We start from the raw sequence: 11,453 nt of genomic DNA, 5'->3' as shown, positions 1-11,453 counted from the left end.
CACCTTTAAGTAAAAACAAAAAGTAAAGTATTGTCTCTAAAACCTTTTAAAAGTATTGGTATTGGGGTGGCATTTTCACCTAACTTAAAGGCTAATCTTTTTGAGGCCGCTAGATTGTCTGTCTTTTTCGGATCTAAGTTATTTTTAATTCATGTAGGTGAAGCCTCCGAGGATAAAAGAAATATGCTTGGTGCCATCCTTAAAAGTTTTGAAAAAGACCATTTAGATTTTGAGGTTGTTTTTAAAACTGGTGATCCTGTTAATGTTATTTTATCTACTTCTGAAGAAAAAAAAATAGATCTATTAATTCTTGGAGCTGTTCAACGAGAGCGTTTTTTAAAATACTATGTGGGCTCTATTGCAAGAAAAATTACGCGACAAGCTAAATGCTCCATCTTACTTTTAATTAAGCCTTCGGTAGAAAGAATTCCGTGTCAACATATCGTTGTAAACGGTTTAAAAGATCCAAAAACAGAGCAAACCATTACCTCAGCATTTTACGTTGCTAAAAAGTTGAAAGCTAAAAAAATCACCATCGTAGAAGAAATTAATGAACAAGAAGTTTCTGTAAAGGTTAATGATAACAAATCACTTAGAAAGGCAACCATCATAAAAGAGCGTATCGAGCTTAGAGAAAATTCTAGAATAAAAGAAATAATAAGCCATATTCCCGAAGAATATACTAAAAACAAAACGGTTAAACTACAGCCTATTTTTGGAAAAAAAGGGTATTCCATAGGTCATTATGCACAAATTTCTCGTGCCGATTTGCTTGTCATGAATGCACCAACTAAAATGACCTTTTGGGATCGATTATTTCCTCATGATATTGAACATATTTTAACCGAGTTACCAACCGATGTGCTAATTCTACAATGAGTCCTAAAAAAAATAACATAAAAGACTTTTTTAAAGCTTTACCTAAAAACATGTTTTCTGGTTTTGTGGTAAGCCTTATTGCATTACCTCTTGGATTGGGTTTAGCTATGGCTAGTGATGCACCACCTATTGCAGGTGTTATTGCTGCTATTGTAGGTGGTATTGTCGTATCCATCTTAGGAGGGAGTTATGTAACAATTTCAGGCCCAGGCAATGGTTTGGTTGGTGTTCTTTTAGTGGCCATCGCAACCTTAGGTTTAGAGAGTGCTTATGTTGCCATTATGTGTTCTGGTGTTTTGCTTTTACTCTTAGGATTCTTTAGAATGGGTAGGCTAGCCGATTTTTTTCCATCTTCTGCCATACAAGGGATGCTTGCCGCAATAGGACTCATTATTTTAGGGAAACAGTTTCATATTATGTTTGCCCATAAGATAAAACGTGAAGAAACCATCGATTATCTTTTGGAGATTCCCTATACTATTAACGATGCTATTCACTATGAAAATAAAGGGCTCATTTTTGCCGCATTAGCAGGGGTTATTAGTTTAGCTATTATGCTGTTTTATTCAAAAATTAGAAATAAATATCTACAGCTTATTCCTGCACCTATGTGGATCGTTATTTTATCTATTGGGTTTAGTTATTATTTTGAATTAGGCATGCATGAGCCTAATCCAATTGCTCCAGAATATATGATATCGGGCATTCCAACCATTCAAGAAATTATAGCCGATCTGCCAATACCTGATTTTAGTGGTATATGGAGCTTCTCTTTTTGGGGTAGCGTTTTTGCATTAACATTAATTTCAAGTATAGAATCCCTTTTAAGCATTAAAGCGGTTGATAAATTAGATCCTGAAAAAAGACGTTCAAATGTTAATAGAGACCTTAAAGCTTTAGGATTAGCAACCATTGGCAGCGGCCTTTTAGGAGGGTTGAACGTGGTTACTGTTATAGCTCGTAGCTCTGTAAACGTAAACAACAAAGCAAGTAACAGATCCTCAAACTTTTTTCACGCCATTTTTTTAATCTTGTTTATTGGCTTATTCAGTACCCAATTAACTCGAATTCCATTACCCGCGTTAATGGCCATATTAGTATATACTGGTTATAAACTAGCATCTCCAAATATTATTACAAAAATATTTTCAATAGGTAAAGAGCAACTTGTTATCTTTTTTGTAACACTTATAGTAACCTTAAAAATAGGTTTAATTACTGGTATTATAGCTGGTGTGATCGCCACAATAGTTATTCATATTATTATTAATAAAAGTGTTGGACTATTTATAAGAAATATATTGAAACCAAATGTTTTAATGTATAAAGAAACAGAAACTCAAAATAGTTTTTACGTAAGTGTTAAACATTTTTGTAGTTTTTTAAATTATTATAGACTTAAACAGCGCTTAGAAGACGTTCCTGAAGATCAGGATGTTATTGTAGATTTCTCAATGTGTGAATTTGTAGACCATACCGTTATGGAAAACATGCACAGTTACCAAGAGTTGTTTAAAAAACGAGGCGGGCATTTTGATGTTATTGGTTTAGATATGCATGATACCGATTCTAAACATCCATTTGCTTTAAGACGTATGCTTCCTGTTCCAAAAATTATTACAAATAATTTAACTAGAAGACAGACCAGTATTGAAAGTTTAGCAAAAGATTATAATTTAAATTATAATGCACAAAAGAAAAAAGATGAGTCGTTTTTAAATGATTTCTTGTTTTTCAACACCAAAAACATCAATCATATTTACAATAAATTGTCTCACGAAAACAATGCTATTAAATTATTTGACATTGAATTTTCTGAAGGTGAATTTATAGCCAAAGAAGTTGTTCGTTCTACCATGCTTCATATTCAACTAAACTATGCTATTCCTGAGTTTACTTTAGATAGAGAAGGTTTTTTAGAAAAGGTTTACGCCTTTGCTGGCTTTAAAGATATTCCGATAGAAAATCATTCAGACTTTTCTAAGCGCTTCTATTTATTGGGAGATAATGAAACAGAAATAACCGAATTTTTTAATGATGATGTGACACATTTCTTTGAGAGCAACCCTTATTATCATGTTGAATCTAATGGTAACAGCTTGTTAGTTTTTGGAAAAGAACGCCTTGCTAGTGTAAAAGAGATAAAAGCCTTGTTCGATTTTGGTAAGCGTTTAAAAAATGTTGTTAAATCTACAAGGCAATAAAAAATTATTGAAACCGACTATCCCTGCCTTTGTCAGCAGGTAGGCTCGAGAATAGGGGTATACTTTGGCTTCGCTCAGGTTTTTGCCAGTTTCATTTTGCCTTACATAAAACTGCAAAAAAAAGCAGTTCTGACCACTCCAAAAAAGCCGTTTCGTTAGTAAAGCCTTATATGTTTGTAGCTAACTGTGTAGCCAAGTAACATTTACCATGACATTGAAGCTCTCGTGTTTTTCTTTATTAACACAATACAATAGGTTTCTATAAAATAGTCTATAATTTAATTGAAAATATGCTAAATATGTTCTCAATCAATATGTTAATTACGTACAAAACAAAAATTAATAAAAAACTTTTTCTTCTATAAACTATTTTCTAAAATATTTCTTAATAAATTCTTAACGAATTGCGGTTTTTATTACGATTTGTTTAATTTTACAGACTATGAACTTATTTCCTATAAATGCTGGTAATCTCAAACTTGATGGAGGTGCCATGTTTGGTGTTGTACCTAAATCTTTGTGGCAAAGAACAAATCCTGCCGATGCTAATAATATGATCGATCTTACAATGCGTTCTTTGCTTATTGAAGACGGTAACAGACTCATATTAATAGATACTGGTATGGGTAATAAACAATCTGAAAAATTTTTTAGTTACTATCATCCTTGGGGAGACGATACTTTAGAAGGAGCTCTTAAAGCAAATGGGTTTCATCCTGATGATATCACCGATGTCTTTATGACGCATTTACATTTTGATCATTGCGGAGGTAGTGTTCAATGGAATAAAGATAAAACTGGTTACGAACCTGCTTTTAAAAATGCACACTTTTGGAGTAATAAAGACCATTGGCAGTGGGCAACACAACCCAATAGACGGGAAAAAGCATCCTTTTTAAAAGAAAATATTATCCCTATAGAAGAAAGTGGACAACTAAAATTCACATCACTTCCAAAAGAAGACTTACTTAATAATTCAGAGCTTGGTTTCGATATCTTTTTTGCTAATGGACACACGGATAAGCAAATGATTCCGCTTATTAACTACAAGGGCAAGACCATTGCTTTTATGGCAGATTTATTACCTACTGTTGGACATTTACCAATTCCATTTGTTATGGGTTACGATACCAGACCCTTGTTAACACTTAACGAAAAAGAAAAATTTCTTGACATCGCAGCCGATAATAATTACTACTTGTTTTTAGAACACGATGCTCATAATGAAATTATCACTGTACAAAAAACAAAAAAAGGAGTCAGATTAAAAAACACATATACAACTAAAGAGATATTTAACTAAAAAACATTAAGACTAGAGTATGAGAACATTAAAAACAATAACTACTTCTGCTTTTGCAGCTTTATTAATTTCTGGATGTGGGGGTACAGCAGAAATACTATCAACACCTGTTGAAAATATTGATAATACACCATTAAAAGTGTTAGATCTAACTGAAGCAGAAAAACACAATTGGGGGCATTTAGATTTAGTAAAAGATACCATTCCAGGAATGAGTGTTGATAAGGCATATGCTGAAATTATTAAAAAGAAAAAAGGCAAAAAAGTTATCGTAGCTGTTATAGATTCTGGAATTGATATTGATCATGAAGATTTAAATGATGTGTTATGGACCAACACTGGAGAAACGCCAAATAATGGAAAAGATGATGATAACAATGGTTATGTAGACGATATCCATGGATGGAATTTTTTAGGTGATGGATACAATGAACAATTAGAGTTTATTAGAATTTTGGCCAGCGGAGATACAAGTAATCCTGATTATAAAAGGGCTGAATCTGAGTACGATAAAGAATATCAAAAATACTCAGGTTACAAAGGGAATTACGAACAGATTTTTCAGCAAATAAAATCTGCAGACGAGACTTTATCTAAACACTTCGGAAAAGAAGATTATACCAAAGCAGACGTTAATGCTATTAAAACAGAAGATGACACACTTAAACAAGCCATACAAGTAGCCAAATATATGTTTGGTAATGGTATGGAGTCTATGGCTGATGCTAAAAAAGAAATCTCTAATGGTATTGAAAGTATCAATGAAAGATTAAATTATAACCTGAATAAAACGTTTAAAGGGCGTGTTAATGGAGATAATCCAGACGATATGTCTACCACATCTTATGGTAATGGTAACGTAAAACCTATTAAGAAAACAGAAAGTCATGGTACGCACGTAGCAGGTATTATTGCTGCAGAACGTAATAATGGTAAAGGCGCAAATGGCGTAGCAAATAATGTGGCTCTTATGAGTTTAAGAACAGTGCCAAACGGAGATGAATACGATAAAGACATCGCATTGGCCATTAGATATGCTGTTGATAATGGTGCAAAAATTATAAACGGAAGTTTTGGTAAAAGTTATTCACCACATAGTGATTGGGTACGTGATGCCATTGCTTACGCAGGAAAAAAAGATGTACTTTTTGTACATGCTGCAGGAAATGACGGTAAAGATGTTGATACAGCACCTAATTTTCCTGACGATAATATAAACGGAGAAGAAGTTTCCGATACATACATAAGGGTTGGTGCTTTGGCTCCAAAATACGGTTCTGGATTGGTTGCTAGTTTTTCTAATTACGGAAAACAAAATGTAGATGTTTTTGCTCCTGGAGCTAAAGTATATTCTACTACGCCAGAAAACGAATACGATACAAAAGGAGGGACCTCTATGGCTGCTCCTGCTGTGGCTGGTGTCGCTGCATTAATTCGTTCTTATTATCCAAAATTAAGTGCCGCTCAAGTAAAGCAAATACTTATGGATTCTGGTTTAGCTGTAAAAACAAAAGTAATTGTTGGTGGAAATACTGATGATGTAAGACCTTTTGCTGATTTAACAAAGTCGGCTAAAATGGTTAATGCTTATAATGCTTTAATTATGGCTTCGAAAATGTCAAAATAAATTATTAAATTTATAATGGTAAAAAAAGGGGGCGATTATATTATATATTGCCTCTTTTTTATTTTTTTAACTTATATATTCTATCTATAGTATGAAACGACTCCTTATTTCCGTGTTAGGCTTAACTGTCCTTATTTCTTGTAACAGTTCTAAAAATATAAATGCACAAAATGCACCTGTTGCAGCAACCCCTCAAACACCAACAACACGACCAGTATCAAAAACCACTTATTGGCAACAGCATGTAGATTATAAAATGGAAATTGATATGGACGTAAACACCTATCAATACAAAGGAAATCAAACCATAGTATATACAAATAATTCGCCAGACGTTTTAAATCGTGTATATTATCATTTGTATTTTAATGCTTTTCAACCAGGAAGTGAAATGGATGTTCGTTCTCGTACCATCGCAGATCCAGACGCTAGAGTTGGAGATAGAATTAGCAAATTAAAACCTAATGAAATAGGTTATATAAAAGTCCATTCATTAAAACAAAATGGAACGACTTTAAAACATGAAACTGTTGGTACAATTTTAGAAGTTGATTTAGCAAAACCCATACAACCAGGAGAAAGTGTTACATTTAATATGATTTTTGATGCTCAAGTTCCTGCTCAAATACGTCGTTCTGGAAGAAACAATAGGGAAGGGGTCGCGTTATCTATGACGCAATGGTATCCTAAACTAGCAGAATACGATTTTGAAGGATGGCATGCCGATCCGTATATTGGACGAGAGTTTCATGGCGTTTGGGGAGATTTTGATGTAAAACTAACCATCGATAAAAATTACGTTGTTGGTGGTACAGGTTACTTACAAAACCCTAACGCAACTGCCAGTAACAACAAAATAACATGGCATTATAAGGCACCAAAAGTACACGATTTTACATGGGCCGCAGATCCAGATTATATTCACGATACGCTACAAGTTCCAGATGGTCCGCTATTACACTTCTATTATAAAAGCACCTTAGATGCTGCTAAAAAGGAAAGCTGGAAAAAACTGCAACCAAAAACAGTGGAACTTATGCAATATTTTAGTAAACATATTGGTAAATACCCTTATAAGCAATATTCTGTTATACAAGGCGGTGACGGTGGTATGGAATATGCTATGTGTACCCTAATAACTGGAAACCGTAGTTATGGAAGTTTAGTTGGTGTTACAGCACACGAAATGGCACACACATGGTTTCAATTTTTATTAGCATCTAATGAGTCAAAACACGAATGGATGGACGAAGGGTTTACTAGTTATATTAGTGATTTAGCCGAAAATGAGATTATGAATCGTAATAGAGAAAATCCTATTTCTGGTGCTTATGGAAATTATATTTACTTAGCAAAATCTGGAAAAGAACAACCCCTTACCACACATGCAGATCGTTATCATTTTAATCAGGCTTATAGTATTTCGGCATACAATAAAGGTGCTGTGTTTTTAGCGCAATTAGGGTATATTATTGGAAAAGATAACCTAAAGAAAACTATAAAACGATATTTTAACGATTTTGCTTTTAAGCACCCAACACCTAATAGTATTATTCGTTCTGCCGAAAAAGTGTCTGGTTTAGAATTAGATTGGTATTTAATGGATTTTGCACAAACCACCAATACGATTGATTATGCTGTAAAAAATATAGAAGAAAAAACCATCACTTTAGAGCGAATAGGGCAGATGCCAATGCCTATAGATCTAACGGTAACTTATACCGACGATAGTACCGAAGATTTCTATATCCCATTACAAATGATGCGTGGTGAAAAACCAACCTCAGCGACTTTAAAAGCAGATTGGGCTTGGGCGTACCCAACATACTCCTTTGAAGTTGGTAAAGCTGTTAAAAGCGTTCAAATAGACCCTAAAGGGATGATGGCAGATGTAGATAAAAAGAATAATACTAAGTAGGTTTTATTTTTTGAGTCTTTTGAAAATGGTATGTCTTTTTTGTTTTATACAATTAAGCTTGTTTTGTGATGTATAGTATAGTCTGTTAAATATTTTTAATAAACTTTCTATATAAGGAAAATAAACGCAATTGCGTTTATTTCATAGTTGGGCAACATTTGAGAAACGCAATCTAAATGGAATTAAAACGAATATCTGGACAACAAAAGAGGACATTACTTGAGTTTTATAACCCAAAAAAATGGCCTTCTCAATGGAGAAAAATGCCTGAAATGATGTGTGAATTAATTAAATCTCTGAAGTTAATTGACCACAAACCTGTTTGGGCATTTACATCTCATGCTGAACTGTTATTCACAAATAAGGATGACTATCAGTATTGGCAAGTTTTAGTAAAAATAATCGAAATTGATGACAAACAACACTATAAAATAACAGTAGCACAAGACAATCCTTGGCATCATTTAACAGGATTTACAGATAATCACAATGAAGCAGTTGAATTAGTAATATCTGGATTATCGGTTTCGGTAACTGGAAAAAATCGAAATATATTTTTGGACTCGAACTGATAAAAATCGTTACTCAACATTAAAAATGCACACTATAATTAACAGTATAAACTTTCAAAATAAAATTAAAGGAAAATATTCTTCTGAATATATTGAATCTATTTGTGAAAAATTATCAGTTAATCCAAGAATTGGGAAAAAGTTTATGGCAGTAAATAATGTATATAAATTAGATATTGGTTTAACACTTAATAAAAAAACCGAATATAGTTTGGTTTATTATTATCAAAGTAAAAACACACCTGTTTTTATAATAAATATCTTTAAAAAGAAAGAAAAAGATATCTTATCAAAAGTAATTAATAGTTTAATTGTAGAAACTGACGCAATTTAGATAATTATGAACATCAGTTTTGACCTTGACAGTACATTAATTCCAAACGGAAAGGAATTTGAAACTGAAAATAGAAGTGGAATTGCTAAACTATTTGGAATTGAGGAAATACGAAAAGGAACATCTGAATTAATTTTGGACTTACAGAATCAAGGACACAAAATTCATATTTATACAACATCATTTAGAACTAAAAGAAAAATAAGACGGACTTTAAAATATTACGGAATAAAGGTCAACCGAATTGTAAACCAAACAGAAAATCATCGAGTTTTAAAATCTAGGGATATTAACTCATCGAAATTTCCACCAGCATTTGATTTTGACTTGCATATTGATGACTTAAAAGGCGTCGGAATTGAGAGTAAGAGATTTAATTTCAAGGCAATTATTGTTGAGCCAACTGACAAAAAATGGATTGAAAAAATAAAAAATGGAATAAAAAACGTTGGATAAGGCATATAATAGCTTAACATTCCTTTTCTTTTCTTAAGGCATTGATAACTCTCCTTATTACAAAAATAACATTCTGTATATCTTTTCTATCAAAAGTATCTTCTTCTATAAAAAACAACATCTCAATTCCCATATCCAAACATTCTGCCAATTCCTCTGACGAGATACAGCTACTATCGATTAATTCAGATAAAAAGTCTTGTTTTTCTTTATTCAGCATTTGATTATAGGTAACTATTTAAAATATAGTAATTTCTTTTTAAAAACTACTAATTAGTAGTAGTTTATTAATAGCGAACTTAATTTCTTTACTCCATGGATAAACCAACAGAAATTAAGAAGCTAGCTAAACGAATAAAGTCTTTGAGAATCAAAAAAGGCTACAGTAGTTATGAAAACTTTGCATTTGACAACGGAATTCATAGAGCTCAATATGGCAGGTATGAAACTGGGACTGATATACAATATTCAAGTCTGTTAAAAATTGCCAAAGCTTTCGATATGACACTTAAAGAATTTTTTAGTGAAGGTTTTGAATAAAAAAATTCTTGAAACTGACTATATTTCTAAGCCCTTATTATTGCTTTTTAATTTTTCAATAATAATATGTTTAGGTCAAGGCAACACAAATATTATCTTAACTCAGACATTTGAACAAGACATTAATAAAGTCGAAAATATTTTTATTCAAGGCGCTAAAGTAGTCGGAGAAAATAATAAAACTGTTTTTTTGATGACGTAGACGATTTCATATTACTTGATACCTCTTACCTTAATAAGAATAATGACTTTTCCCCGCTCGGGTATAATATGTTTGTTACCGCCATTTTTCTAGCTAGTGGCGTTAGAGTAAGAAAAAAGAAGCCACCCCGTATTTTATGATAAAAACATTTGCGACATTAGTACTCTGTATAATGGAAATATAGTTACCATGGTAACTATATTCAATTGTTGTAACACATTTGAAAAAACTAATAACTTCCATATTAATATTTACGCTTTGTCTCGGTTGTTCTGATGAAAAAACTGAATGGCAAATTGAAAGAAATGCAATAATATTCTTTGGTTGTAAATTGAAAAATGAAAAATTCACGTTGAGTTTTAAACAAACTAACAAATCACTGAATTATGAATATGTTAATGAAATTGACTCATCAAAAACTATTTTCATTAAAAAGTTAAAAGATTCAAACTCTCTTCTTTTTGGAGGTGAAAAATTTATAAAAACTGACAAAGAACCATTCAGAAATCTAATGTTTCAGGGTTTAGAATTTGACTTTTATGATTTGGAAAATCCAGTATCTGATGGAACTGGACCAATCATTTTTAATTCAAAATTCGGACTTCTTGCAATAAAAAATGTTTTCGGACCGACTATCATAATTTCTTGATGATAAAAACGACAATCTGACTGAACAAATAATTACCAAATTGAATGAATAAAAAACGTGTTACAACAAAGGTGACTGTTGCTCAACTCAAAATTTTTAGGAAATCATGTGTTTTTAATTTTCAAACGATTGTTAAGTTGGTGATTATCAATATTCATTATTTTTAAAGTTCTCAGAAATGACCTAATTCAGTCAAAAAAGTAGTTGTGCAACAGCCACAATAGCTAAAAATCATAAACCTAACCAACCAAACCATTTTTACGCTTTTTAGCCGGAACGTTAGCAAATATTGAAAAATATTAATTATTTTCGCACTTCTTTTAAAAATATTTATATGAAAAAAATAGCAATTATTCTGTTCATTCTGACTTTAAGTATAACTAGCTCTTACGCTCAAACAATTAAAGACGATTTAGAAAAAGTACTTCAACATATCGACATCTCTAACCCTTCAGAAATAGAGATAGCAATATGGATAAAGACCAGTACTAACAATGAGAACAAAATAATGAAAACAAGTGAAAAATATAATAAGGGGGATATAAAAAAAATTGAGCTTTTGAGTAATGGCCTTTTTATTACAGGTGACAATAGCCGTTATTATATAGCTTACGCCAACATAAAGACTGTGGGCACATACAAAAGCAGTGGCAATATCTCTATATTTCTAGTGGACTAACACTCGCTATTTTTGAGCAATTCCTATCACACACCTACCACAACATTTTTAAAGAAACTGGCAGCTTTATAGTAAATCAATTTTGTATTA

Annotated in this window: 12 protein-coding genes; 11 read left to right on the top strand and 1 reads right to left on the bottom strand. The window is 32.1% G+C overall.

What is annotated here, in order from left to right; translation table 11 throughout:
• The first annotated feature begins 30 nt into the window (after window positions 1-30).
• The 8 genes from Q4Q40_RS14695 (at window position 31) to Q4Q40_RS14660 (ending at window position 9,293) form a co-directional block, all read left to right on the top strand.
• Complete coding sequence (locus Q4Q40_RS14695; RefSeq protein ID WP_303302645.1) at window positions 31-879, top strand: universal stress protein; 849 nt, start codon at window positions 31-33, stop codon at window positions 877-879.
• Entirely contained in the window at window positions 876-3,083 is a 2,208-nt protein-coding gene (locus tag Q4Q40_RS14690; protein ID WP_303302643.1) for a SulP family inorganic anion transporter, read from the top strand. Before Q4Q40_RS14695 ends, Q4Q40_RS14690 begins: the two co-directional genes overlap by 4 nt.
• A gap of 442 nt (window positions 3,084-3,525) precedes the next feature.
• Window positions 3,526-4,386: an MBL fold metallo-hydrolase gene (locus Q4Q40_RS14685; protein WP_303302642.1), complete on the top strand. Its 861-nt coding sequence runs from the start codon at window positions 3,526-3,528 to the stop codon at window positions 4,384-4,386.
• A gap of 19 nt (window positions 4,387-4,405) precedes the next feature.
• Window positions 4,406-6,013, top strand: coding sequence for a S8 family peptidase (locus tag Q4Q40_RS14680; protein WP_303302641.1), 1,608 nt, complete (start codon window positions 4,406-4,408; stop codon window positions 6,011-6,013).
• A 91-nt stretch (window positions 6,014-6,104) separates the two neighbouring features.
• On the top strand, window positions 6,105-7,931 hold the full coding sequence (locus Q4Q40_RS14675) for a M1 family metallopeptidase (RefSeq protein WP_303302640.1): 1,827 nt from the start codon (window positions 6,105-6,107) through the stop codon (window positions 7,929-7,931).
• A gap of 176 nt (window positions 7,932-8,107) precedes the next feature.
• Complete coding sequence (locus Q4Q40_RS14670; protein ID WP_303302639.1) at window positions 8,108-8,503, top strand: hypothetical protein; 396 nt, start codon at window positions 8,108-8,110, stop codon at window positions 8,501-8,503.
• Between the two features lie 25 nt (window positions 8,504-8,528).
• Window positions 8,529-8,837, top strand: coding sequence for a hypothetical protein (locus Q4Q40_RS14665; protein WP_303302638.1), 309 nt, complete (start codon window positions 8,529-8,531; stop codon window positions 8,835-8,837).
• A gap of 6 nt (window positions 8,838-8,843) precedes the next feature.
• Entirely contained in the window at window positions 8,844-9,293 is a 450-nt protein-coding gene (locus tag Q4Q40_RS14660) for an HAD family hydrolase (RefSeq protein WP_303302637.1), read from the top strand.
• Window positions 9,294-9,306: 13 nt separating this feature from the next.
• Here the strand turns inward: Q4Q40_RS14660 and Q4Q40_RS14655 are convergent, their stop codons facing one another.
• The gene (locus Q4Q40_RS14655; RefSeq protein WP_303302636.1) at window positions 9,307-9,513 is read right to left on the bottom strand and encodes a hypothetical protein; all 207 of its coding nucleotides are present in this window, start codon (window positions 9,511-9,513) and stop codon (window positions 9,307-9,309) included.
• A gap of 95 nt (window positions 9,514-9,608) precedes the next feature.
• Here Q4Q40_RS14655 and Q4Q40_RS14650 point away from each other — a divergent pair, with 95 nt between their 5' ends.
• The 3 genes from Q4Q40_RS14650 to Q4Q40_RS14640 all read left to right on the top strand — a co-directional run bounded on the left by Q4Q40_RS14650 (window position 9,609) and on the right by Q4Q40_RS14640 (window position 11,363).
• The gene (locus Q4Q40_RS14650) at window positions 9,609-9,833 is read left to right on the top strand and encodes a helix-turn-helix domain-containing protein (RefSeq protein WP_303302635.1); all 225 of its coding nucleotides are present in this window, start codon (window positions 9,609-9,611) and stop codon (window positions 9,831-9,833) included.
• A 422-nt stretch (window positions 9,834-10,255) separates the two neighbouring features.
• Complete coding sequence (locus tag Q4Q40_RS14645) at window positions 10,256-10,684, top strand: hypothetical protein (protein WP_303302634.1); 429 nt, start codon at window positions 10,256-10,258, stop codon at window positions 10,682-10,684.
• A 334-nt stretch (window positions 10,685-11,018) separates the two neighbouring features.
• Window positions 11,019-11,363, top strand: a complete 345-nt coding sequence (locus Q4Q40_RS14640) for a hypothetical protein (protein ID WP_303302633.1) — start codon at window positions 11,019-11,021, stop codon at window positions 11,361-11,363.
• The last annotated feature ends 90 nt before the right edge of the window (window positions 11,364-11,453 follow it).

The sequence above is a fragment of the Flavivirga jejuensis genome (assembly GCF_030540765.1).
Classification (GTDB): domain Bacteria; phylum Bacteroidota; class Bacteroidia; order Flavobacteriales; family Flavobacteriaceae; genus Flavivirga; species Flavivirga jejuensis.
This window is presented reverse-complemented; position numbering and strand designations above follow the sequence as displayed.

Coding starts and splice junctions, on each gene's coding strand:
- Q4Q40_RS14690 (WP_303302643.1), top strand. CDS start 876: ATGAGTCCTAAAAAAAATAACATAAAAGACTTTTTTAAAGCTTTACCT.
- Q4Q40_RS14685 (WP_303302642.1), top strand. CDS start 3,526: ATGAACTTATTTCCTATAAATGCTGGTAATCTCAAACTTGATGGAGGT.
- Q4Q40_RS14680 (WP_303302641.1), top strand. CDS start 4,406: ATGAGAACATTAAAAACAATAACTACTTCTGCTTTTGCAGCTTTATTA.
- Q4Q40_RS14675 (WP_303302640.1), top strand. CDS start 6,105: ATGAAACGACTCCTTATTTCCGTGTTAGGCTTAACTGTCCTTATTTCT.
- Q4Q40_RS14670 (WP_303302639.1), top strand. CDS start 8,108: ATGGAATTAAAACGAATATCTGGACAACAAAAGAGGACATTACTTGAG.
- Q4Q40_RS14665 (WP_303302638.1), top strand. CDS start 8,529: ATGCACACTATAATTAACAGTATAAACTTTCAAAATAAAATTAAAGGA.
- Q4Q40_RS14660 (WP_303302637.1), top strand. CDS start 8,844: ATGAACATCAGTTTTGACCTTGACAGTACATTAATTCCAAACGGAAAG.
- Q4Q40_RS14655 (WP_303302636.1), bottom strand. CDS start 9,513: ATGCTGAATAAAGAAAAACAAGACTTTTTATCTGAATTAATCGATAGT.
- Q4Q40_RS14650 (WP_303302635.1), top strand. CDS start 9,609: ATGGATAAACCAACAGAAATTAAGAAGCTAGCTAAACGAATAAAGTCT.
- Q4Q40_RS14640 (WP_303302633.1), top strand. CDS start 11,019: ATGAAAAAAATAGCAATTATTCTGTTCATTCTGACTTTAAGTATAACT.